Consider the following 23,843-nt stretch of genomic DNA (forward strand, 5'->3'; position numbering starts at 1 on the left):
CTATGTTTTTGTCATAGCGGTAGAAGAGAAGCCCATATTCGTACACAGTACATTCATGACGTCATGCATCGCGGCCTCCACAGCAGCTACATCGCCGGTTATAAGTAGGGAGCCGTTAAATCTGTCTATAAAACCGATGCTGACGTCCGCCGCTTTCGATGCCACATCCGCCGCTATCATTGCCGCTTCGCTCGGCGTTATGGTGAAAATCCCGATAGCGCCCTCGCTCTCGAAGAGCCCCAGTTTTGCATAAAGGGACTGACAGGGGTTCGCTATAACATGTGCAAGAGTTACCTGCTTGCCAGGAACGAATTCCTGAATGATCCTTGTTTTTGCAGAAATCTCATCCATATTTTACACCAGATACCTTCCGCAGAAAGCGCCGCGATAGATATGGAGTATATCTTCCCTTTTGCTGTCGGTCGGGTTGGACGCGCGGCAGGCATCCTCCATCGCGGCATCCGCCAGCCTGCCCAGCTTCGCTTCGAATTCATCTCTGCCAATGCCAGCCGCTCCGATGGAGGTCGGTATATTTATCTTGCCTATAAGGCTGCGTATGCTTCTGATAACGCTGAGCGCCGCCGGGCGCAGCGCCGACGTATCCAAGTCAAGGAAGGAGGCTATTTGCGCATAACGCTCGGCGGCCGGCGTCAACTTCGTGGTGCAGCCGGCATTGAACATCATAACATAAGGAAGGAGGATGCCGTTGGCGCGTCCGTGGGGGATGTGAAAGACCGCGCCCAACGCATGGGCCATAGCGTGATTCAGCCCCAATCCGGCGTTGCTGAACGCAACTCCGGCCATACAGGAGGCGTTATGCATAGCCTGACGCGCGTCGTAATCGTCAGGCTTTAAATAAACGGTATGAAGGTTGCCGCAGACAAGTTTTATCGCCTTCTCCGCCATCGCGTCGGAGAAATCTGTGTGTCCCTTGGAAACAAAAGCTTCTACGGCGTGAGTGAGCACGTCGATTCCGGTATCTGCGGTAACTGAAGGAGGAACCGACATCACCAGCGACGCGTCGAGTATCGCGGCGTCGGGGAGAAGAAGATCGCTCGTGAGAGGATATTTAACCATTTTCTCAGCGTCGGTGATGACGGAATAGTTGCTCACCTCGGAGCCGGTGCCGCTTGTGGTGGGTATTATCGCCAAAAAGCAGTCGCCGATGCGTTCTTTCCCAAAGAAGCGTATAGCCTTTGCGACATCTATCACAGAGCCTCCGCCGAACGCCACTATACAGTCTGGGCGGAACGACGCCGCCTCTTTCACTCCGGCGGCGATGATATGAGTGTCGGGATCCGGCTTCACCCCGGAGAAGATCAGGGAGTCTCCGCCGACTTCGTCGACGGCCTCGGTAATATAACGCACTTTTTTACTTGCGCGCATAAACTCGTCCGTTACGATAAAGAACCTCTTTAGGCCGTTAAGCACAGCCACAAGGGTACCCGGCCCCATATAAATCTTCGGTCCAAGATTAAAAACGCCCATCTTTACTCCTCATAAAGGCAAAAAAACAAAAAAGCGCCCTTGCCTAAAAGCAAGAACGCTACATCACATCCGCACAAATGTCTCTGCTACGTCACAGAAACACCACTACACGGAATGATTATACTTGGTCGGTGCTTTTTGTCAAGATTTTTCTGTCGCGTGTCGTTGCGCCTGTGTCGCTGCTTCCAATTGTCGCCGTCGAGCGATGACGTCAGCGCATAAATGTTATGAGAAATATCGCGCGCGCAAAAAAGATAACGGCGGAGCGATGAAGCGGCTATGCCGTTCAAACGGTATTTTATATGCCTTACGCAAACTATAGAAGCATCATGCGGTTACCACAGAGCGTTCTTCGTTAGCCTTGCCAAGAACATCCTTCGCGTCGTAAAAACTATAGGTACGACCGTAGAGTTTTGTTTTTAGAATCATATGCTTACATTCCAAAGATTTTTGGCAATATAAGTTTCGGCAGTGTTAGAGAGAGTGCAGGCCAGTATGTAGTGACTACCAACGTCGGTACTTAAGCAAAAATAATAAGTATCATGATAGGGAGTTTTCTATTTCACTGAATTAACGAGCTGCGGCATGGTATCTTTGCCAATATTCTTTGTAAATTTAGACCATGTTTTAGCTTTTACCTGGCTTACGTATACAGTAAGTTGTTTGTCATTCAGCTTAATTATCTCTACAATTTTTGAAGAAATACGACTGTGGACCGAAAACCTTTGGAAGATCTTTATAATCCTTTGCTAAGGTACGGTATGCTAAAAACCAGAATTTTTTGCAAAATGGCGGCACATCAAGCGTGATATTCGCATAAATATCTTCTTTCGACGGGTTACAGGAGAACAGGCAATTTCTTAATACTATTATACAAAAAAGTCCGCGACAAAACAGCGCTTGAGCCCGTTTGGATGACAATACTCCGGCATGCCTCCGCCTTTCTTTCGGAGGAAGACTATTTTACTGTATGGCACTTTTTAAAATACCATTTTGAAGCTTGACAATCCACACCATATTAATTAAGGTATACTTATTAAGATTAATAAATATTTTATACAAGAAAGTGTGCGTTAAGTATATTGGGAATTATTAAATGAGCCACAGTATGGTTTGAAAAATCGGCAAAGTGCGTTGGGCAGGCGGGTATAAAGCCGATGGATATCTAAATCATAGCAAAAAGGTCTAAAAATAACCTTAGCGAATCAGAGACAGTAAATCCACAAGAAAGAAGTGATCAACGATGTTCAATCCGACCGTCAACACAAAATTTATCGGGCTTTTCGGCAATCCGCTGGGGCAAAGCGCGGCGGCTTATCTGCACAACAGCGTCTATCAGGCGCTGGACATGGACTGCTTTTACGCGCCGTACGAAATCGAAATAGAGGACATCGAGCATGTCGTAAAGAATCTCAAGAGATTCCATTTCGGCGGCGCCTCTGTGACGAGTGCTTAGCCGCTCCAGGAAATACTTCGCGGAGCACGGCATCGTATAGTGGTTTTGGACGGAGCCATATGGATTAAAAACTTATAAATTTGAGGTGAATTTCATGAAGATAGCAGCAAAAAGATTGAAGCAGATTGGTATGGTGGTGACGGATATCGACAGGGCAATTGAGCATTGGGGCTGCCTTGGTGCTGGGGGGTTCCGAAAATTTTTCCTGAGTTCCTCACGAGGTACATGCGGACCGGTATTTAAGAACGGTCAGCCGCATCAGATCGAATCATCAATGGCGGTTGCAGATTTTAACGGCGTGCAGATTGAGCTGATGCAGCCGCTCGACGACCAAAGCATCTATTATGATTTCCTTCAGGAATGCGGAGCCGGGCTTCATCATCTTTGCTTTGATACCGATGACATTCCGTTCGATGAACTGAATGCCTATATGAAAGAAAGATACGGAGATCCGATATTCAACGGAATAGGCGCACTTATGAAGTTCGCATATTATGATTGCCGCAAAGATATGGGAGCTTTCATAGAAGTAGTAACCCAAAAGCCGGAAACAATTTGTTAACCAACCAACAGAAACGGAAATTCGGTTATCGACGATATTTTTGCAAGAATTATATGATACACAACAATGCTGTCATGTATTGACATAAATAAAGGCGGTGGTTTTTTTGAAGTATATTAATGTTATGGGGTTGCCAAAACCCGTGAGTGAATTGGTTATGGGAACATTGTTCGGAGATACCAAGCAACAGGAACTGTTCAACGATGTTATGAATGCCTATGTCGAAGCCGGCGGAAACATATTGGACACAGGTCGTTTTTACGGCGCTCGTACCGAATCGGAAGTGTGCATTCGTGAATGGCTTCATGCATATCCGGAGATGCGTTCTAAAATTATGATTATGGATAAGTGCTGTCATCCGTTTATCAACAGAAAAGGCTACTACGGACCGGACAGCCGTTGGCGTTTTTCGGGTGAGTTCGTAACGGAAGACTTGGAATACAGCTTGGATCGCATGGACGTTGAATATATGGACATCTACATGCCGCACAGAGATAAAGAAGACGTCCCTGTCGGAGAAATTATGGATCGTCTTGAAAGACATCGTAAAGAAGGTAAAATTATCGCCTATGGTGTCAGCAACTGGAGAATTCCAAGAGTTGAAGAAGCCGTGAAATATTGCAAAGAACACAATTATCAGGGCTTGTCCATGAGCAGTCCGTCTTACAGTCTGGCTACTATGCCCGAAACTTGCTGGAAAAGCACCATCTACATCAACGATGAGCAGGCAAGATACTACACAGATCAACTTGATATGCCGATCTTCTCATGGAGTTCACAGGGAAGCGGATTCTTTGCCGAAGCGGCAGACACAAATCAGATATATACCTCCGACGCGAATGCAGAAAAGATGAAACGTGCAAAAGAACTTGCAACGGAACATGGTGTCAGTGCCTTAAACATCGCTTTGGCGTATATTCTCAATCAGGGCTTGAAAATTGCGGCAATCATCGGTCCGCGCCAAAAGAGCGAAGTCCTCAACAGTGTCGCCGCAACAGATATTAAGCTCACGTCTGCGGACATCGAGTATTTGAGCTTGCGTTCGAATCATCGCTAAATTCAGGCATATATTACGTTTGAAGTGTAATCGGCATGAGTAGCCTCGACTTTTCCGCTTCCGAACAAAAGATAAAACGCCTTCGGAACATAAATTATTTTATTCTTTCGGCATTTGTCTTTTTGTTCTACTTCATATACGAACGGACTTTGGCTGCTGCGTGGCCGGGGCTGTCGGGATACCCGCTTGTTTCTCTCTGTATTTTCTTTGAAGTTGCATTTGTGGCGGTAGTTCGTAAAATATATATGAACTATGCGAAAACCTTGCGTTATGTTGTTGCAGACGAAGGACTCTGTCACCATATCTGGAATAGCGAAGTGTTTTATCCTTGGAAAGATTTTTGCAGAGCAAGAACAGATACATCGGTCTCGATGGCATTCTGCTCTGTTAGATTTCAGATGAAAAACGGACAGAATATTCTTCTTGATCAAAAAATTGACGGTATTGGTCGGCTCACGCATGAAGTGCTGTTACACATCAAAGATCATGCCGAATTGGAGAATGGTTTGTTGGAAAGAATAAATCTTATGCGGAATTTGTAGTCTGCGTGATGCGAATAAAGAAAGGAGTGAGAATATGGCTAAATATTCACTGGTTCATTTGACAAATGCAGTGTGTAATCCAGTAGATATGCTCTATGTTGCCGCAGAAGCAGGCTTTGATTGTGTAAGCTATCGAGTGATCCCTACACGTACAGGCGAAACCGCACCGGAAGCCGTAAGTGTATCGAAAGTCGGACAAACCGTCTTTGATTTGGTAAAAGATCGGGAGATGGTTGCCAAGATCAAACATGCCGCTCAGGAAACCGGGGTTATGCTCAACGACACGGAAAACGCCCGTATTTTCGACGGCGGAGATGTGAAAAACTATGAGGCCGATTTGGAAGTAGTTGCGGAGCTTGGCATCAAGCATATCTTGACGAACATCTGGTCACACCACAGAAGTTTCTACACCGACCAATACGGGTGTCTATGTGATTTGGCAAAGCAATTTGACATATCCGTAAATTTGGAATTCGTAACATGGGCCGGCGTTCGGGACTTGAAAGATGCCGCTGATTTGTTAAGAGCGGTGAACTGCGACAATATGGGCATTGTGGTGGATACATTGCACTTTTATCGCTCACGCGTGGATTTTTCTGAATTGGACAAACTCCCGCAACAGTGGTTTCGTTACACACATCTGTGTGATTGTCCTGCGGAAATTCCGTCAAATACAGATGAACTTATTCGCACCGGGTTGGAAGAAAGACTCTTCCCCGGCGAGGGATGCTTTGATTTCAAGCTTTTGATGTCGAAGATTCCGAATGCCGTTCGCGGCATAGAAGTTCCGAATAAGCTTCGTCTTGCCGATATGGGATATGCAAAATATGCAACAGCCGCTTTGCGGGCAACAAAGAATTATTTCGGTGAATTTTAGTCGTCAAAAAGACGAATATTGTGTTTCACAACCTACTTGTTGGTTTCGATTTTCGGTCATTGCCGGGAATCTGCCAAATAGAAAAAATATCTTAAAAAAGTGAGGATGTAATAATGAAATCAAGTTTGCGTTTTGGTCTGAAAGTAGCTTTGTGTGTGGTAATGGTACTCTCGTTGGGGTTTGCAACTTCTGCGAAAATTGCGAGCGCAGCAGAATTGGAGTCTCGTACTTTTGTCTTTGCTCATACCGGGGCACCGGGTTCGACCAATGAATTCTGGGCAGAAACATTTAAAGCTCTCCTTGATAAGTACAGCGGTGGAAAACTGAAAGTCGATATATTTGGTTCAAGCCAGTTGGGCGATGATATTTCCATTTGCTCAGATGTCCAAGCAGGTGCCGTGGACTTTCAGGTTTGTTCGCCTGCGGCTCTCACGAACATCGTCCCCGCAGGTTATGTCTTCGATATGCCGTTCCTTTTCTCCGATGTAAAAACAGCGCGTGCAGCACTTGCCGATAAGGCGTTCTTCAAAGAAGTCGGTGCAGGTTTCGAAAAAGCAGGAATGAAGCTCTTCCCGCTCTTTGACACATGGTTCAGAGAACTCACCAGCAACAAGAATATTACCTCATTTGAAAGCTTAAAGGGTGTTTCGTTGCGTACAATGAACAATGCAGTTCACCTTAATTTCTGGCGTGCATTGGGTTGCGCTCCCACACCGATGGCAACTTCCGAAATCTATATGGCTCTTGAACAGGGCATGATTGACGGTCAGGAAAACCCCTACGGACAGCTTGTCGACAAGAAGCTCTTCGATGTTCAGAAATATGTTACAAACAGCAACCATATCTTCTATGTCGGAAATTCATGCATTAGCTTGAAAACATGGAACAGCCTATCGCCGGAAGCACAGAAAATCATGTGGCGTGCAGCTGAAGAAACAACAAAGAGAACATACGAATTTGTCGACAAGAACGAGAAAACCGCATTTAATAAGCTTATCAACGAAAAGGGTATGAAATTCATCGATTTTGATAAGATCCCCGGTCTTCGTGAAGCTTGCCGCAAAGCAACATTCGATGTCGCATACAAAGATATATCCGAAAAAATCGGTAACGCTCTGTTGGATAAGTGGATTGCCGCGGCAGGAAGAAAAGTCCCTATTGTGAAAGGTAAATTAAAGAATGAGTAACGAATCAAATGTAGTGATCAGGTTTCTCAAATGGCTTGACACCTATTTTGAAATTGTTTATATCGCCGGAGCGATTCTGTCGATAACGGCTGTCCTGACCGCCCAAATCATAGCTCGCAGTATCTTCGGATATTCGATACTCTGGTCTGAAGAACTCTGCCGCCACATGTTTATCATCATGGGTATTTGGGCGTTTCCTCTCTCGATTCGTGAAAATACGGCTATCAAGTTTGACATAATCATGCTCAAGATGAGCGAAAAGATGAAACTTATCTTGAGTTGTTTCTCAAACTTTCTCATTGCCGTTTATTTTTCAATACTGTTGCCCTACGGTTTTAAGGTAACTGCAAGTCAGGCAACAACGACATCAACGGCGTTGCCCTACGCCATGAGCTTCATTTATATGTGGCTCATGGTTGGGACAGCACTGATACTCATAAGATCAGTTGAAGTCATAGTCCTCAACTGCATTAAGCTCAAACGTATGTCCGGAAAAGAGGGAAAATCACCATGTTAGCAACGATGATTGTCGCGTTTTTCGCGCTGATAATATTGACTGTTCCTGTCGGTATCTGTTTGCTGATGGCGTCCTATGTTCCACATTTGGTAAACCCGTCTTTTGCCATGAGCGAGATGTATATCTTTCGCAATTTGGTTACGGCTTTCAACAGCTTCACTATTATCGCCATTCCTCTCTTCATATTTTCCGGCGTTTTGATGTGCAGAGGACAAATTGCAAAGAAACTCTATGACGTTTTTGGTTTCTTTGTCGGAAAAATGCCGGGTGGTATGGTCAACGCAGTTGTTCTTACGTGTTTGTTCTACGGGGCAATTTCCGGTTCCGGACCGGCGACTACCGCTGCTGTCGGAACGATGACATTGCCAATGCTAATTTCAATGGGATACGATCCAATGTTTGTGGCTGCAGTTGTAGCGGTTGCAGGTGGTCTAGGTGTAATCATTCCACCGTCTATACCGTTTATTCTCTATGCGGATGCGGCTGGTGGAATTTCGGTAGGTGATATGTTTATGGCAGGTATTCTCCCCGGAATGCTCGTCGGGTTCATGTTGATCGCATACGTTACTTTCTATTACATCAGCCATAAAGCCGACAACAGAGAAAAAATAGATGCCGTCATAACACCGCTTCACGAACGTGGTTTCTTCCACGTATTCAAAGATGGTTTCTGGGCACTCATGTGTCCGGTGATTATATTGGGCGGTATCTACGGTGGAATTTTCACTCCTACGGAGGCTGCGTGCGTTTCGGTTGTCTATGCTTTCATCGTCAGCAAGTTTATCTATAAGACTATGACGTGGAAAGATCTGATTTCAACAGCGGTTGAAGCCGCACGCACAACGGCACCTTGCGTGGTAATTTGCGGAGCTGCTGCAATTTTCGGCAAAGCAGTAACCTTGCTGAAAGTTCCCATGTTGGTGAATCAGGCAATGGGTGGAATTGCGGACAACTATATTCTGATTATGGTCATCATCAACGTAATTCTGTTAATCTTGGGTTGCTTGATGGATTCCTCCGCTGCTATCCTGATTATGACGCCGATTTTTTTGCCGCTTGTAAAGGCTGTCGGTATCAGTCCGGTTCATTTCGGTATCATTATGGTAGTCAACTTGTCAATCGGTTTCGTAACACCACCTGTGGGCATGAACTTGTACGTTGCCGCATCTCTGACAAATTCGCCTCCGATGCCGATAGTAAAAAAAGCAGTACCTTTGTTGGTAGTATTCTTTATTGCTTTGGTGCTTATCACCTATGTGCCGCAAATCAGTTTAATGCTTATCTAAGTCGAAATACAGCATTATATTGCGTTATGTAAATTCAAAGCATCATACTACCGAGAAAAACAATCTCGAATAAAACATTGTCGCTCCACCTGTGGACTTTCAACATAATGTCCATGTGTGGAGACACGGAAAAAATAACAATAATTAATATTAAAAAAGGAGATTATTATGAGCATTCAAGCATTAAGTTTTGCAGAACCGTTCTTTGATGTAGAGTATGTTGAAAACGAAACGGAATATTTTATAAATGAAAAGAGCCTCGTCTTTAACCTCTCGGTGAACGAGGGAGAGAATATCTTTGTAAAGACGATCCCGCTTCTTCCGCTGAAGGGCACGATCGTGTGGAACGTTGCCGTCACACGGATAAAGCAGGCGCTCGTCGTCAGGGATTACGACAAGGACGCAAAAAAGCCGGAGTTCTGGGCATCTATGAAGAGAACGTGGCCGTCGCTCTTCGACGTCTCCGGCTTCGAGCGCCACCGCGGCATTCCTTATTATAAATCGCCGCAGATAACGGTCGGCGGCAGGAGGATAAATTTCTGTTACGCTGCGCCGATGTCGCCGTCGGGGAAGCACCAGACCCATACGCCCGATTTCGACGAGGTGCACGCGCAGATACTCGGCTTCGGCAAAATGCAGAAGTTCACCGAAAACAGCGACGAGACCTTCTATCAGGAGGTAATCATGGCCCCAGGCATAGTACACGACAAATTTTACGACGAGACCGGCTATTATCCATGGCACCAATATCACAGCATCACCGACTGCGTGTATATGCCGATTGAGATCGACCGCTGACAATTTTTAAGTAAACTTTGATAAAAAGAGTTGAGAGTAATGAAATTCAGCATAATAGCAGTGGATATTACGCTGCCTGCGGACTTCCCGTTCCCTTTGCGCGGCAGCTATGAGGAGTGCGCGCGGCGCGCCGCCTCGTTCGGATATGAGGCTATAGAACTGCAGATACAAAACCCGCTGGACTACGACTACGCGGCGGTGCGCAGGAGCCTGGAACGTTACGGAATGCGCGCCTCCGCCGTGACTACCGGCCTCAGCTATCTCTTCGAGGGGCACAACATGAGCGCGAAGGATGCCTCGGTGCGCGCGAAGACAGTAGAACGGCTCAAACGCCAGCTGGACTTCGCGCGAGAGTTGGACAGCCAGATATTGATAGGTTTTCTGCGCGGGCGTATGGAGAAGGACGACACCGCCGAAGAATACGAGGCGCGCCTAACCGAGAGCATGTATAAAACGATAGAATATGCCGACGAGATCGACGGACGCATCTGCTTCGAACAGATCAACAGGCGCGACGGCGACCTCTATAATTCGACGGCCGAGACGCTGCGCTTCATCGAAAAGTTCCGTTCAAAGCGTCTATTCTACAACGCCGACACCTATCATATGATCAGCGAGGAGGGGGATGTTGCGGCGGCGCTGCGGCTGGCAAAGGATCGGATGACCCTTTTCCATGTCTCGGACTGCGGGCGGCTGCTGCCCGACGACCGGCATTTCAACTTCCGCGCCGCGGCGGAGGTGCTGCGCTCGATCGACTATGACGGCTGGGTGACGATAGAATGCCGTCCCGTTCCCGACGGGGACAGCGTGGCGCGTGAGGGGATGGCGTATTTGAAGGATGTCTTTTACCCGGCGCAGTGCGCGGTGAGATGAAATATTTCTTTCTCGCCGCGCTGCTGGCGGCCTATTTCATGAGCAACCTGATGCGCGTATCTGGCGTGGTCGTCCTGCCGCCGCTCGCCAGGTCGATGGGGCTCTCCGCGGCCACCGTCGCCTTTCTTTCGAGCCTCTTTTTTTACACTTACGGAGCAAGCTATGGAGTTTGGGGGGTGCTGGTGGACGACAGAGGGCCTTTCGTTTGCTGCGGGGCGTCGCTACTGCTGGCCGCCGCCGGCTGCTTTACGATGGGGGTCTCCTCTTCGGTCCTCGCCATCGGCGCGGGGCGCGCCCTCTGCGGCTTGGGGATGGCGAGCACCTTCACGGCGCTTCTGATGTACTGCGCCTACGCCTTTTCCCGGGAAAATTATCCGGCGCTGGTAGGGATGTGCCTCGTGATCGGACATTCTGGGACAGTGGCGGCGATCGCCCCGCTGGGCTGGTGTCTCGACATTATCGGGCCGCGCGGCGTCTTTTTCTCCCTTGCCCTCGCAGCGCTTCTGCTGGGCGTCTTCCTACTGCTCTCCAAAGGTCGCGACCCGCGCCTGGCCTTCTCCACAAGGCGGCTTGCCGTCAAAGGGGTGATATCAGAGCTTGCGGCGACGGCCTTAGCGTCATGGCGCCTCTTTCCACTGCGCGTCGTCATGCTAACCTGGGCCTCGACCGCCGCGGGCATCGCTGCGCTGCAGGGGCTGTGGGCGGTCAGCTGGATACAGAGCGCGGCCGGCGCGGAGCTTTCCGCGGCGCGTCTCTGCGCCACGCTGATAAGCGTCGGGCTCGTCGTTGGCCCGGCTGTAGGCGGGGTTTTCTTCAAACGCTGTCCGCCCCGCTATGAAAAGAGGGCTTTTCTCTACTGCTGTGTGCTGAATCAGCTGAGTTGGTTTTTGTGGATGGCCGCGCCGCACTTAGGAGACGCAACTGCCATCTTCGGCACGGCGGGCTTCGCGATAGGTTTTTTCAACGGCGCCGGCTATGTTTTTACGGGAAATGCTGTGCGAGCTCTTGCGCCGCTCGATAAAAACGCGGGGATTATCGGCGTGATAAACATGCTCATCTACCTCGGTGTTATAGTTTTCCAGTGGGGCACGGGCGCGGTACTCGACCTCTTTCCCGCCGGGACGCCCGGATATTATAAAGAAGAAGGCTTTCTTCTCGGCTTTGGCATTATTCTGCTAATACAGTGCTGGAGTTTTTACCAAATAATGAAGGTCCGGGCCTTTTATTAAAATGGAATGCAAAAAGAACCCCGACGTTTTTGTCTATGTTCCTTTTATCGGTAAGTTATCGCAGGTCTTTTGCGTTTTCCGCAATCACGTGCATGACGGCCTCAGCGTCGAAAGGCTCTTCGCCGCCGTCGAATGTGTGGCCATTTTCGCAGACGATGCCCGGGATGCCGAGCCTTTTGCTCTTTTTCGTTTTGTCGAAGTTTGAGTTTTCATCGCGCATGACTACGAACTCCCAGATGCTTTTCAGTTCTTTATCAAAATTTCTGTAGTTCGCCTCGATCCCGCGCTCTTTGCAGAGCTTGAGGATTTTTACCGTCTTAGGACACTGGTCGCTGCCGTAAATCGTAATCATTTTTTCTAACCTCCAAAATTTGACAGATGAAAGTATAATATGTAGAATATAGGTATATTATACATATTAAGGTATTTTTTATCTATCTGAAAAATGCTTAATTATGATATGGAATGTCAAAAATATTCAAGAATGGGAGCCGCCGATCATGGACGCCGCAAAGCATCAGGATGAACATAAAAAAAACCAGAGCCTTTCCTCAATGGTTTATGAAACGCTCAAGCAGAGGATAATCAATGGCGAACTGCTTCCAGGAAGCGTTATGATGGAGAGGACGCTTGCCGAGGATTTTAAGATCAGCCGCACGCCGGTGCGCGAAGCGCTGAAACTCCTGCTGCAGGAGGGATGGATCATCTGGGAGGAGCGCCGCAAGGCGGTAGTCTCCGAGATAAAGGAGTCAGACGTCATCGAGCTCTTTAAATTGAGGGACATGATAGAGCATTTCGCAATCAAGAGCATAATTGAATCAGGCGAGCCGCAGGTGCTCGCCGGTTCACTCGTCCCGATAACGAACGAGATGGAAAAGCTTAAGGGCTCGCCCACCGAGTTTATGAAGAAAGATATGGAATTTCACAGCGCGATCGTGGACAAACTCGGGATAACGAAGCTGGCGCCGCTCTGGTCCAAGATTTATGACGACATGAGGCGCCTCGACGTCCAGTCGATCTACCCGAAAAGGGACGCCGACCTGATCATCGCCGAGCACCGCCGCCTCATAAACGCCTTCTGGAACGGCGACGTCAACGAGGCGCTCGAATGCATCAGCGAACACTGCGCACAGATACTGAAGGTTTATCAGTTAAAGCACACAGCAAAAAAAGAAGACTGACGCGAATGGCAAAAAACGAAACCATGCAGAAACTGTCCGCAACGATCTATGCCCTTTAGCCAACTGCTGAGAGGCTTCATCCTCATATCGCCGCTGGCAATATTGCTGACTGTCGGAAATATCCTCTCCGTAAAGGGATTCATAACAAAATCCGACATCGCAGCTGTATCCAAGTTCCTCTTCTGGATAATTTCCCCCGCGCTGCTCTTCCGCAATGCCTTCCATATAAAGGGCGGCCTCGCGGGGCATCTTCCATTTGTAGGGGCTATTGTAGCCGCCGCGCTCGCCACCGTGCTCCTCGCCTATATTACTGAACGCTTTATATTTAAAGAACGCGACGCGCGTAAGATGGCTCTGACGGCGGCGGCCTCTGTGAGACCCAATACCATCTACGTGGGGCTTCCTATTGTGGAGTCAGTGTTCGGCTCGTCCTTCGTAGTGCTGCTCTCCCTCTATGCCGCGGTCGCGATACCGCTTTACAATCTGCTGTCGCCGCTTGCCAGCGAAATCATTCTCGCGAGCAGGGACAGCCTGAAAGCCTTTCTGAAAAACACATGTCTGAGGATCATAAAAAACCCAATGGTAGCCGCGCCGCTATGCGGGATGCTGCTGGTATTCGCGGGGTTGAAGAGCCTCCCAGACAGCCTTGACAAAGCGCTTCACATGCTGAGCAACGCCGCCACCGGTATGTCGCTTCTCGCCCTCGGCGCTTCAATCGATGTGAAAAACGCGCGCAACGCGCTCCTCTCCTGCTGGCGTGAGATCGCCGCGCGTCTTTTCGTTCATCCCGCGATACTCTATCTCTGCCTCACCGCAGCGGGAGTCGAGCTGTCGCTGAAAAACGTCTCCGTGCTTGTGACGGCTACGCCAACAGCGGCGACCCTCTTCGTACTGGCGCGCGGTATTGGTCTCGACGGCGATCACGCCGCCGAGCTGACGGTGATAACGATGCTCCTATCCGCGCTCACCATCCCGTTGTGGATTGTCTTCCTCGGCGTATAATTTCTTGCCGCATAACGAAAAGAAGAATATGATTTCTTTATTCTCTAAAAACTGGCCTCTGATAACGTTAATCGGCCGTGTTTCTTAATTGACACCCAATATGAGCCGCGGTAGGAACAACGACAACGCAGGGACATATGTCGTAACGATCAATACAGGAATCCAGCCGAAAACAATGAAGCACAGCGTAGGCCTTAGCATTTCATTTATCGGCGCCTTTGATATACTGCTTGAAAGGTAGAGAAGCGGCGCGCATGGAGGCGTTATATTGCCGAGCCCAAGGTTCACAGCGACGATTGCAGCGAAATGCACCGGATTCACCCCTATCTCCTGTATAATCGGGATAAGTATCGGTGTTGCAAGCACACAGGCGCTGCAGTCATCCATCAGCATCCCCAGTACTATCATAAATATGTTCAGCATAAACAAAATCACATACTTATTTGTTGATATCGAATACAGGATTTTCAAAAGAAGCTGGGGGACGTCTTCCATGATATATATTCTGCTCAGGACGCTGCACGCAAAGAGCATAATCATAATGGCTCCGGTAGCCGTCACAGCTTCGATCATCGTATTGTAAAGACCTCTCACTGTGAGCCCCTTATAAATATACATGCCGACCGGCAGAGCATAAATTACTGATACGCCGGCTGCCTCAGTAGGCGTCATTATGCCGCTATAAATACCTCCAAGGACAATTACAGGCATAAAGAGCGCCGGTACCGCCTCGCCAAATTTAGTGTGGAAAAAGGAGAATTTTTTTCTCTGCTTCGGAACAACCCTATAAAAGTCTTTTTCTTTATCTTCAATATCTTTATCTGATACTACAATTATGTTTTTATTGTTGCGGAGCATGTAGCAGTTTAGAACCGCAAGCAGCGTCGTAAGGATGATCCCAGGAATGATTGTCGCAAGAAAGCTCGCAAGGACCGACTGCCCTCCCGTCCATGAGTAAAGGATCATTATCGAGCTCGGCGGAATAAGCATTCCCAATACAGCGGTCGAAGCAAGCAAAGCGGCGCAGTGGCCTTTAGGATAGTTGGCGCGTTCAAACCTTGGGAACATAATGGAGCCAATACATGTCAGCGTCGCACAAGCGCTTCCCGTAACGGAACCGAATATGGCGCACGAAACAGTGGTTATGATTCCCAGCCCCCCCCTTATGCGACCAACAAAGTTTTCTACGAGCCCAATCATCTTATCCGCTATATTCCCCTTTTCCATTAGGCCTCCAGCTATTACGAACAGAGGAATGGCAAAGAGGACTGTCGTACTTATCTTATCTATGCCGTACGGGATCATAAAGCTGGGATTGACATCGCCCATAATTACAAAAAACATAGCAGAGGCGAGGAATGCATAACATACAGGGATACCAAGTATCAATGCAGCAAATAAAATCACTATTCCAATAAAAATCATTTCAACATACCCCCGCTTATTTGCCAACTGCGTCAGCATCAGGAGAACGCCGACATGCTTCTACAAAATCACGCAAAGCATACAGCAGCATAAGAAAAAGGCCGACGCCGACAGCTGCGTACTCTCCTATTAAAGGCAGCTTCCAGACAGCCGTCATCGGCTTGTTTTTCCACGCGTACGCGAGCATGTCTACGCTCCAGTAACAGAACGCAAACCCTATGGCAACGGTAAGTCCAGCAGCAACTACGGCAAGAAATTTTCTGATTTTAAAGTTTTTTACCATAGTCTGCAAAATATTAGCCGTTATCTGGTCATGTTTATAACTTGCGTACGCTGCCCCCATAAAGTAAAACCATATCGCCATAAAGACTTCGATTTCTTCAATAGCGTAAAGATCCGTCTTAAGGACATAGCGGAATATGACTCCTAAGGTAATCAACGCAGGGAGCAGAAGTCCGACAAACAGCATTACCGCTCTCTTAAATTTTAAAAGCATAGACTGTAACTTAAGAAGAATCTCCAAAGAAACATCTTCCTTTCTAAAGCGTTACTTAGCCGAACATAAGAGATTAAAACCCGGGAAAAGAATGGGGTTAGGTTCTTTTCCCGGTACGGTGATTGGAAGAAAGCCCCTAAGTATTACTTTTTTGCATATTCCCCGATCAATTCCTGTGTGAGCTCTTTTCCAAGCACCTTGTCGAGTTTAGGCCACACCATCTTACGGACGTAGTCAACAGTCGGCTTCAGCTGTTCTGGCGTGATTTTGACCACTTTTATACCAGCTTCTGCAAGTTTTTTCTGATACATAATTTCTTCTTGTTCGGCAATCTTGACAGCGTTCTTGTTAATTTCGGCTACAGTTGATTCGATGAGTTTCTGATCCGACGGGCTCAGACCATCCCACGTTTTTTTGTTAATAAGCCACTGTTCAAGCTCCGTGTAAATATTCATCGGATAATAATATTTCACAACATCACGGAACCCGAGATAACTGTGAACCGCCGCCCCACCGTACCAACCTTCAGCAACCCCGGTCTGAAGCGCCGTGTAGAGATCTGCGTAAGGGACAGAAACGGTGCGGTAGCCCATGCTGGTCATAGTCAGCTTCGCTACGTCGTTATTCGGAATACGGCACAGCACATTTTTAGGAACTTTTGGATCAAGCGGCTTGCTGGCCTCCTTAGTCAGACCAAGGCCACCGAAGCCATCCATAAAAAACCCAAGGAACTTAATATCCATCTTGTCGTGAAAACCGCTAACCTTTTTATACATCCAGCCGTTTGGATCAAAGAGTTTATAAAGTTCATGCCAGGAAGAAACAAGATAAGGAGTAAAATATATCTGCTGTTTCTGGTCAAACTTTGGTGGAATCGTTATTAGCGCCATATCAATGGTGCCTTTGCTGACTTCTTCGTAAATAAGTGCGTAATCGCCAAGTTGACCTGCGGGATATGTTTTTACTTTGATTTTACCGCCGGTTTTCTCCTCAATGATTTTCTTAAAATTCTCCATCTGTACAGAATTCTGGTGCGCTACCGGGTTTTGTCCGGCAAGCCTAAGCGTAAGGGCTTCGGCGAATCCTACGAACGAAAGAACGTAAACCATTACCAATAATGCACAAAATTTGTTTCTCATCAGATAATCCTCCCTCTTAATATTTTTTTACATTAAAGTGATCCAAAGCTCACACAATAGGATTGAAGAGATTGCCCCCGTCCTTTCCAGTCATTAGTTTATTTTAATGTTTGACCCAAGTCCCTACTTTCTTTTCGACGGCCTTAGTATAAATGAGCCTTGCCGTCATAACGTCGTTGCAGGCTATGCCCATTGGGGCTGCCGTTCTGCGTCCCTTGAGCACCACAGGCTTTTTGCCAACGATTACTTCGCTCATCTCTGCGTATATTTCTTGCTCAGTAGGATACCCCTGGAAGTATACCCCGCCACCTTGCATATATTCATATTGACCACGGTCGTCTATTACATAGACCGGCGCTTCTGTCATAACGTCCGCACAGAACGCAGAATCATGATCCACAGCTATGCAGAGGACATCGTTCTTGAGATATGATTTTTTAACGAAACGCTGTGGATTTGCAAGCACTGGGCAACATGTAATCACGATGTCCGCGTCCTTGCAGGCCTCTTCAATCGACTTAGCCTTAACTACTTCAAGATCGTTAAACGCCGCTCTTGCGTCAGCCTCAAGCTTGTCCAGCTGTACAGCAAGCGGATCGTACGCAGCTACGGTTCTGAGAGCTGGGAACTGCGTCTTTATAGCATGCACGCTGATGCGCCCCTGGGTGCCGGCACCTATTACCGCTAGTTTAGAGCTCTTGGGGTCAGCGAAATATTTCGCAATGACGGCACTTGCAGCACCGGTGCGCATCGTTGTCAGATATGTGGCGTCCATTACGGAAATCATGTGTCCATCGTTTGAATCGGTAATTATAAACAGACCGATGTTATAAGGCATATTTTTCTGCAAGTTTTCAGGGAATCCAGATATCCATTTCTCTCCACATGTATCCACGCCTCCACCTATCCAGCATGGCATAGCATGGATGTAGCAATTTTCTCTTGGGTGGATACCTATCTTAGCCGGCATTTCTACCTTGCCCTCACCCTTAAGACGCCAACCTTCTTCAACGGCCGATATGACATCAGCCATGGAGATATTGAGCGATATAACATCGTCCTCCGAAAGCCATAAAACTTCATTCAACATAATATAGCCCCTCCTGTTAACATATTTCAGCTACTAATTAATATTTTTGGGAAAACAGTTTCCAACTTAGAACTTTCCTCTACATCTTTAGTATAAATTTAAGATTAATAAAGTTCCCACCTTTCATCAAGCGATGTTTATATAAAAATATTTCAATTAGCCTTTATAAATATTATATGGTTTGCTATTATTAAAATCATTGGAATAATGTTAAAAGATTTTTCCTAAAAATCACCTTTTTTAGGATAAATGCCTAACATATATTGCCTAAAAATCACTAAGAGAAAAACCTATTTTTATATATTCTTTATGGCACTTGCATAATAACATTAAGTACATTATACTTTTTCTAAATATTTTCGCCTCGAAACCACAAATAATAATGAAGGGGAGCACGTAGTTTGTTCACAGATGTCCTGACTCAGTTCGCCCAAGAAATAGTTGAGAATACAGAGGCCATTATCGGGCACAATGTCACTATTACAGATAAAAACGGAATTATTATAGGGGTAACAAATAAGAAGCGCATAGGCACCCTTCATGCTTCTTCTTTTTCTGTAATTCAGAATGATACAGCTGAAGGGCTTTATGAAGAAGAAGCAAAAGCTATCGGTGTCCTAGAAGGAGTATGCCTTCCCATACATCTTGGGAAAGAAACAATCGGTACCGTATCAGTTGCAGGACGACCGGACGAAGTCGACAAATATGGACATCTTGTACAAAAAGAGGTCGAGCTGTTCTTACGAGAAAAATCGTTGACAGAGATATCAAAACTTAAAGAAAATGCACTCTGTAATTTAGTAAACCAAATACTTACGTTTAAACCCGACGACGTAAACACGGATATAATAGTCTCATATGCAAAAAGCTTGGGATATAATTTTGAAAATGCAAAAATAATCATTTTAATCGACATCAACCACTTTTCAGACATTGTCAACAATATTCACAGATCGGAACGATATTCACATGAAGCAGAACTGCGCGTGCAAACAATCAAGCTTACTATTCTAAGCGTTCTACGAGGCATCTTCATCAACCCCCAGGATATTGTGATAAATATAGCTTCTGACAAATATGTAGCCTTGCTTGACCTATCCGGACGGCTGAACAAAGATATAAAGGCATACGTCGAAGAAAGGACTGAAACAGTTTTCAACGAGATGAGCCGACTCGGGTATTCCGCCATCGTCGGAATTGGATCCGTTTCCCCAAATATTGCAGGGCTTGCAGATTCATACCGTAGCGCATGCAAAGCCATTTCTATTGGAAATAAGGTAAAACGCAAATCGGGTATATACAACATTGAAAATTATGAGATTGAAGACTTGTTCCTATCACTGAACCGAGACACCGTAAAAAAATATATTAACCATGTGCTTGGCAGCCTCATTAATTCACCAATCTGGGACAAAGAGACAGAAAAAACTCTGCGAGAAGTCCTCAAAAATCCGTGCAGGCCTGGCTATATTTCCAAAAATCTCGGTATCCACAGGAATTCGTTGTATTATCGTATCGAAAAAATAGAAGAATTTTCCGGAATCAATCTCAAAGACCAGAATGACTTCACGAAAATAAAAATCGCATTAATATTATATGATTTATTTTCCGCAATGAAAGATTAATAATATAAACTATTAAGCTGCTATCTGTTAAGCAATTGGGAAATAGTAAAACCCATATAAAAGTTTTCTAAATAATATAAAAAGCCTTCGCGTCGGGCGTATATGATGCACGAAGCACCGCGCCGGCGTTAAACGCGAGCTGCGGTTATATAATAATGGTGAAAGCGCAAGAAGGGGGAAGGCGATGAAGAGAAGAAGGATATTCGCGTTCACGATCTGCGCGGCGCTTTTGGCGCTCTCAGCGGCTATCGCCACGTCCGCCGGCGCCCCGCTCATGCGCTATTACGGCGTGGACGTCGGCCAGGGCGACTGTTCTCTTTTCATACTGCCCGGAGGCGAAACGATGGTGATAGACGCGGGACCGGAGAAGAACGCGCGGCGGACCGCGCGCTACCTCAAGTCGTGCGGCGTGAGGAAAATAGACCTGCTCGTAGCGACGCATCCCCACGAGGATCATATCGGCGGCATGAGGGCGCTGCTTTCGGCGTTCCCAGTCGGCATGATCTGGGACAGCGGCTTCAGCTGGGGCTCGCATATACAGGAAAAGTTTTACCGCGAGATAAAAAAGAGAAACATCCCGTTTAAAACGGTGGGGCGCGGATACGCGGCGAAGTTGGGCGGCGCGGAGCTCAGGGTGCTCGCGCCGGCGCGCCGCCTCAAGAACACGAGGAGCGACCCGAACAACAATTGCGTCGTTATGCTCGTGACGTACGGAAAAATTTCATTCCTTATGACGGGGGACATGGAGCGCGAGGAGTACGCGTCGATAAGGCCGCTCCCGCGCGCGACGGTGCTGAAGGCCGCTCATCACGGAAGCAGCAACGGCACCAGCGCGCGGCTGCTGCGCGAGGTGTCGCCCGAGATCATAGTCATCAGCTATGCGAAGGAGAACGACTACGGTTACCCGCACAGGGAGACCGTCGCAGCGATAAGGCAGGCCGGCGTAAGGCGCTTCGACACGGCGGACGGCGCCGTCAAGCTGCGCACCGACGGTACGTCGGTGATTTTCGACGGAAAGAGGGAGGTCAAATGAAGGAGAGGCAGAAAACAAAATCGTCAATTCTTTTTATCGACGCGGTCAGCGGCGGAATAGCGCGGCTTTTGCCCGAGGAGGGCGCGGCGTTCGTCTTTCCGCTGAGGCTTCTGCCCGCCGGCGTGCGCGGCGGCGAGTCGATAAGGCTGACCGCCTCGCTGTACGAGGAGAAGGGGCGCCGCGAAAAGACGGATGCCCTGCTGCGCGAAATGAAAGAGAGAAAATAACTCCGCGCGGCGCTCGGCGGCGAAGTCTTCATCTACTAAGGCGCGCGTCCCGCCGATCGGCGGGACGCGCATATGGATGTTCTGCCCCTGCCGTTTTTGCAGCGGCGCGCCTCAGCCTCCTAGATAGGCTTTTTTTATCGCTGGCGAGGCCAGCAGTTCTTCGCCTGTGCCCGTAGTGACGACCTTGCCGGTCTCCAGCACGTAGCCGCGGCTCGCGACCGAGAGCGCCATGCGCGCGTTCTGCTCGACGAGCAGAATAGTCGCGCCGCCGCGGTGCAGGTCGCCTATGATGTCGAATATCTGTTCCACGAGTATCGGAGCTAAGCCCATCGACGGTTCGTCGAGCATCAGCAGCTTCGGACGGCTCATCAGCGCGCGCCCCATCGCGAGCATCTGCTGTTCGCCGCCCGAGAGCGTGCCCGCCTGCTGGCGTTTGCGCTCTTTGAGGCGGGGGAATAAGCCGTAGACTTTCTCAATGTCTTCGCCGACGCCGGAGGCGCCGCGCGCTTCGCGCGTGTAGGCCCCCATCTCAAGGTTTTCCTTGACCGTCATGTGCAGGAAGATGCGCCGTCCCTCCGGCACCTGCGCGAGGCCGCGTTCGACTATCTTGTGCGGCGGTACGCGCAGCAGGTCCTCCCCGAAGAAGGAGATGCCGCCGCTGCTCGGGTGCAGCAGCCCCGATATCGTGTTCAGCGTGGTGGATTTGCCGGCGCCGTTAGCGCCGATCAGCGTGACGACTTCTCCTTCGTACACCTCGAAGGAGACCCCCTTGATGGCGTGTATGCTGCCGTAATAGACGTTGATATCGCTGACTTTCAGAATCGGTTCCGCCATCAGCGCGCCTCCCTCTGCTTGCCGAGGTACGCCTCGATGACGGCAGGGTCCGACTGTATGTCCTCGGGCGTGCCCTTGGCTATGATGTGTCCGAAGTTGAGGACGCATATGCCCTCGCAGATGTTCATCACTAGGTTCATGTCGTGTTCTATAAGTACGATGGCTATCTGGAACATGTCGTGTATCTTGCGGATGTTCTCCATGAGCTCTACGGTCTCCGACGGGTTCATGCCGGCGGCCGGCTCGTCCAGCAGCAGCAGCGACGGATTCGTCGCGAGCGCGCGCACTATTTCGAGCCGCCTCTGCGCCCCGTAAGGCAGCGAGCCGGCCTTGACGTCGGCCATGCCCTGCATGTCGAATATCGAAAGCAGCCTGAGCGCACGGCGGTGCGCAGCACGCTCCTCGCGCCGGAAGCCGGGCAGACGGAGGATCGAGCTCAACATGCCGTAGTGCATCGAGTTGTTCATAGCGACCTTGACGTTGTCCGCCACGCTGAGGTTGCCGAAGAGGCGGATGTTCTGGAAGGTGCGCGCGATGCCGGCGCGGTTGACCTGCATCGTCGTCATGCTGTGAGTGTCCTGCCCGTCGAGCAGTATCGTGCCGCTCGTCGGCTGATAGACCTTTGTCAGCAGGTTGAAGACGGTGGTCTTCCCCGCGCCGTTGGGGCCGATGAGGCCGGCTATTTCGGTGCGCCCTATCGTGAGGTTGAAGTTCTCGACCGCCTTGAGTCCACCGACGGTGACGCCGAGATTGATGCACTCCAGTATCGGCGATCTGTTGACATCCCGCTCGGGGACCAGCGCCCGCGAAGGGACCGGAACGAGCTTCGTCGGCCTGCGCTTAAATGTCATCGCCGCTTCCCTCCTCTTTCGCCCTTCTCTTAAAGGGGTTGAAGCGCCGCAGGAATTCCCTGACCGCATCATTGTTGGTACCGAGCATGACGGCTATCAGCACCACTGCGTAGAGAAGCATACGGTAGTCGGCGAACTGACGCAGCTTTTCCGGCAGGATGGTCAGGGCCGCGGCCGCGACGATCGAGCCTAGCATGTTGCCCTGTCCGCCGAGCACTACGAAGACGAGCACGAGTATCGACGTGTTGAAGTCGAATTTATTTGCGACGATCGTCGAATAGTTCATAGCGAAGAGGCAGCCCGCCGCGCCGGCGAGCGCCGCGGAGGTCACGAAGGCCATCATCTTGTAGCGCGTGATGTTGACGCCGACGCTCTCTGCCGCGATGCGGTCGTCGCGGATGGCCATGAAGGCGCGTCCGGAGCGGCTGTTGACAAGATTGAAGACGACTATCAGAGCGATCATCGTCAGCAGGAAGCCGGCGGTGAAGGTCGATATTTTCTGAATGCCTCCAATGCCCATAGGGCCACCGATTATCAGCCGTCCGTCCTCGAGCAGGCGCGTCGAGTCGGTGAGCATGCTCATGCTGACGCCCTCCTTGTCGATGCCGAGGTAGAAGTTATTGAATATGTTCTTTATTATCTCGCCGAAAGCGAGCGTGACTATGGCCAGATAGTCGCCCTTGAGGCGCAGAACCGGAATGCCGATAAGGAAGCCGGCGACCGCGGCGAAGGCGGCCCCCGTGAGCATCGCGGCGGCGAGGCGCAGCGGCGCAAAGGTCACGGCGTCCTGCATCATTATCGCGGCTGTGACTCCGGAGAAGGCTCCCACCGACATGAAGCCGGCGTGTCCGAGCGAAAGCTCTCCGAGGATACCGACGACGAGGTTCAACGATATCGCCATCACCATGTAGGCGCATATCGGAACAAGCATACCGCGCATTGAGGAGCTGATCGCGCCGGCGGCGCTCATGAACTGCAGAATCAAGAATGCGGCGGTCACGACGGCGTAAGTGCCGAATACGCGGCGCGCGTTCCCCCGCTTGAGGTTGAAGTATCTTTTCAGCATCG

The 23,843-nt window shown here is 49.0% G+C and carries 26 protein-coding genes; 16 read left to right on the plus strand and 10 right to left on the minus strand.

All coding sequences use genetic code 11. The annotated features are described in order from the left end of the window. Both eutS and EH55_RS04150 read right to left on the minus strand, forming a co-directional pair. Positions 1–351, minus strand: coding sequence for an ethanolamine utilization microcompartment protein EutS (gene eutS, locus EH55_RS04145; protein WP_037975039.1), 351 nt, complete (start codon positions 349–351; stop codon positions 1–3). 3 nt (positions 352–354) lie between these two features. After that, positions 355–1,488, minus strand: coding sequence for a 1-propanol dehydrogenase PduQ (locus EH55_RS04150; protein WP_037975041.1), 1,134 nt, complete (start codon positions 1,486–1,488; stop codon positions 355–357). A 1,243-nt stretch (positions 1,489–2,731) separates the two neighbouring features. On the opposite strand from EH55_RS04150, the gene EH55_RS04155 reads away from it, so the two are divergent. The 11 genes from EH55_RS04155 (at position 2,732) to EH55_RS04205 (ending at position 11,872) form a co-directional block, all read left to right on the plus strand. Continuing rightward, positions 2,732–2,944: a hypothetical protein gene (locus EH55_RS04155; RefSeq protein ID WP_037975043.1), complete on the plus strand. Its 213-nt coding sequence runs from the start codon at positions 2,732–2,734 to the stop codon at positions 2,942–2,944. Positions 2,945–3,038: 94 nt separating this feature from the next. Then, entirely contained in the window at positions 3,039–3,506 is a 468-nt protein-coding gene (locus EH55_RS04160) for a VOC family protein (RefSeq protein WP_037975045.1), read from the plus strand. Between the two features lie 106 nt (positions 3,507–3,612). Then, entirely contained in the window at positions 3,613–4,563 is a 951-nt protein-coding gene (locus EH55_RS04165; RefSeq protein ID WP_037975047.1) for an aldo/keto reductase, read from the plus strand. Between the two features lie 35 nt (positions 4,564–4,598). Next, a complete protein-coding gene (locus EH55_RS04170) occupies positions 4,599–5,105 on the plus strand; it encodes a hypothetical protein (RefSeq protein ID WP_037975049.1) in 507 nt (168 codons plus the stop codon). A gap of 34 nt (positions 5,106–5,139) precedes the next feature. Beyond that, positions 5,140–5,982, plus strand: a complete 843-nt coding sequence (locus tag EH55_RS04175) for a sugar phosphate isomerase/epimerase family protein (RefSeq protein ID WP_037975050.1) — start codon at positions 5,140–5,142, stop codon at positions 5,980–5,982. Positions 5,983–6,095: 113 nt separating this feature from the next. After that, positions 6,096–7,169 carry a TRAP transporter substrate-binding protein gene (locus tag EH55_RS04180; RefSeq protein WP_037975052.1) on the plus strand — a complete coding sequence of 358 codons (1,074 nt, stop codon included), beginning with the start codon at positions 6,096–6,098 and terminating at the stop codon, positions 7,167–7,169. Next, positions 7,162–7,686: a TRAP transporter small permease gene (locus EH55_RS04185; RefSeq protein ID WP_037975053.1), complete on the plus strand. Its 525-nt coding sequence runs from the start codon at positions 7,162–7,164 to the stop codon at positions 7,684–7,686. The genes EH55_RS04180 and EH55_RS04185 overlap by 8 nt, the downstream gene beginning before the upstream one ends. After that, complete coding sequence (locus EH55_RS04190) at positions 7,680–8,972, plus strand: TRAP transporter large permease (protein ID WP_037975054.1); 1,293 nt, start codon at positions 7,680–7,682, stop codon at positions 8,970–8,972. Before EH55_RS04185 ends, EH55_RS04190 begins: the two co-directional genes overlap by 7 nt. Positions 8,973–9,140: 168 nt before the next feature. After that, positions 9,141–9,770 (plus strand): hypothetical protein, encoded by a 630-nt coding sequence (locus tag EH55_RS04195; protein ID WP_037975055.1) that lies wholly within the window; start codon positions 9,141–9,143, stop codon positions 9,768–9,770. Between the two features lie 39 nt (positions 9,771–9,809). After that, positions 9,810–10,643 (plus strand): sugar phosphate isomerase/epimerase family protein, encoded by an 834-nt coding sequence (locus EH55_RS04200; RefSeq protein WP_037975057.1) that lies wholly within the window; start codon positions 9,810–9,812, stop codon positions 10,641–10,643. Further along, a complete protein-coding gene (locus EH55_RS04205) occupies positions 10,640–11,872 on the plus strand; it encodes an MFS transporter (protein ID WP_037975059.1) in 1,233 nt (410 codons plus the stop codon). Before EH55_RS04200 ends, EH55_RS04205 begins: the two co-directional genes overlap by 4 nt. 55 nt (positions 11,873–11,927) lie before the next feature. Here the strand turns inward: EH55_RS04205 and EH55_RS04210 are convergent, their stop codons facing one another. Further along, entirely contained in the window at positions 11,928–12,224 is a 297-nt protein-coding gene (locus EH55_RS04210; RefSeq protein ID WP_051682634.1) for a hypothetical protein, read from the minus strand. 148 nt (positions 12,225–12,372) lie between these two features. Between EH55_RS04210 and EH55_RS04215 the strand changes: the two genes are divergently transcribed. Both EH55_RS04215 and EH55_RS04220 read left to right on the plus strand, forming a co-directional pair. Then, positions 12,373–13,053, plus strand: a complete 681-nt coding sequence (locus EH55_RS04215; RefSeq protein WP_037975061.1) for a GntR family transcriptional regulator — start codon at positions 12,373–12,375, stop codon at positions 13,051–13,053. A 48-nt stretch (positions 13,054–13,101) separates the two neighbouring features. Further along, complete coding sequence (locus tag EH55_RS04220) at positions 13,102–14,055, plus strand: AEC family transporter (protein WP_141730495.1); 954 nt, start codon at positions 13,102–13,104, stop codon at positions 14,053–14,055. An 84-nt stretch (positions 14,056–14,139) separates the two neighbouring features. Here EH55_RS04220 and EH55_RS04225 read toward each other — a convergent pair whose 3' ends face one another. The 4 genes from EH55_RS04225 to EH55_RS04240 form a co-directional block, all read right to left on the minus strand. Beyond that, entirely contained in the window at positions 14,140–15,519 is a 1,380-nt protein-coding gene (locus EH55_RS04225; RefSeq protein WP_236617070.1) for a TRAP transporter large permease, read from the minus strand. Next, positions 15,497–16,003 (minus strand): TRAP transporter small permease, encoded by a 507-nt coding sequence (locus EH55_RS04230; RefSeq protein ID WP_037975066.1) that lies wholly within the window; start codon positions 16,001–16,003, stop codon positions 15,497–15,499. The genes EH55_RS04225 and EH55_RS04230 overlap by 23 nt, the downstream gene beginning before the upstream one ends. 116 nt (positions 16,004–16,119) lie before the next feature. Next, complete coding sequence (gene dctP / locus EH55_RS04235; protein WP_051682635.1) at positions 16,120–17,115, minus strand: TRAP transporter substrate-binding protein DctP; 996 nt, start codon at positions 17,113–17,115, stop codon at positions 16,120–16,122. Between the two features lie 103 nt (positions 17,116–17,218). Next, entirely contained in the window at positions 17,219–18,205 is a 987-nt protein-coding gene (locus EH55_RS04240; protein WP_037975067.1) for an ornithine cyclodeaminase family protein, read from the minus strand. 401 nt (positions 18,206–18,606) lie between these two features. On the opposite strand from EH55_RS04240, the gene EH55_RS04245 reads away from it, so the two are divergent. The 3 genes from EH55_RS04245 to EH55_RS04255 all read left to right on the plus strand — a co-directional run bounded on the left by EH55_RS04245 (position 18,607) and on the right by EH55_RS04255 (position 21,090). Continuing rightward, positions 18,607–19,830 (plus strand): CdaR family transcriptional regulator, encoded by a 1,224-nt coding sequence (locus EH55_RS04245; protein WP_037975068.1) that lies wholly within the window; start codon positions 18,607–18,609, stop codon positions 19,828–19,830. A 184-nt stretch (positions 19,831–20,014) separates the two neighbouring features. Continuing rightward, positions 20,015–20,863, plus strand: coding sequence for a ComEC/Rec2 family competence protein (locus tag EH55_RS04250; protein WP_037975069.1), 849 nt, complete (start codon positions 20,015–20,017; stop codon positions 20,861–20,863). Next, positions 20,860–21,090: a hypothetical protein gene (locus EH55_RS04255; RefSeq protein ID WP_037975070.1), complete on the plus strand. Its 231-nt coding sequence runs from the start codon at positions 20,860–20,862 to the stop codon at positions 21,088–21,090. Before EH55_RS04250 ends, EH55_RS04255 begins: the two co-directional genes overlap by 4 nt. A gap of 111 nt (positions 21,091–21,201) precedes the next feature. Here the strand turns inward: EH55_RS04255 and EH55_RS04260 are convergent, their stop codons facing one another. Genes EH55_RS04260 through EH55_RS04270 form a run of 3 tightly spaced genes read right to left on the minus strand, consistent with a single transcriptional unit; the run spans position 21,202 to position 23,841 of the window. Then, positions 21,202–21,924 (minus strand): ABC transporter ATP-binding protein, encoded by a 723-nt coding sequence (locus EH55_RS04260; protein ID WP_141730496.1) that lies wholly within the window; start codon positions 21,922–21,924, stop codon positions 21,202–21,204. After that, the gene (locus tag EH55_RS04265) at positions 21,924–22,775 is read right to left on the minus strand and encodes an ABC transporter ATP-binding protein (protein ID WP_037975071.1); all 852 of its coding nucleotides are present in this window, start codon (positions 22,773–22,775) and stop codon (positions 21,924–21,926) included. The genes EH55_RS04260 and EH55_RS04265 overlap by 1 nt, the downstream gene beginning before the upstream one ends. After that, positions 22,765–23,841 carry a branched-chain amino acid ABC transporter permease gene (locus EH55_RS04270; RefSeq protein ID WP_037975073.1) on the minus strand — a complete coding sequence of 359 codons (1,077 nt, stop codon included), beginning with the start codon at positions 23,839–23,841 and terminating at the stop codon, positions 22,765–22,767. The genes EH55_RS04265 and EH55_RS04270 overlap by 11 nt, the downstream gene beginning before the upstream one ends. Positions 23,842–23,843 lie beyond the last annotated feature (2 nt).

The organism is Synergistes jonesii (genome assembly GCF_000712295.1).
Taxonomy (GTDB): Bacteria; Synergistota; Synergistia; order Synergistales; family Synergistaceae; genus Synergistes; species Synergistes jonesii.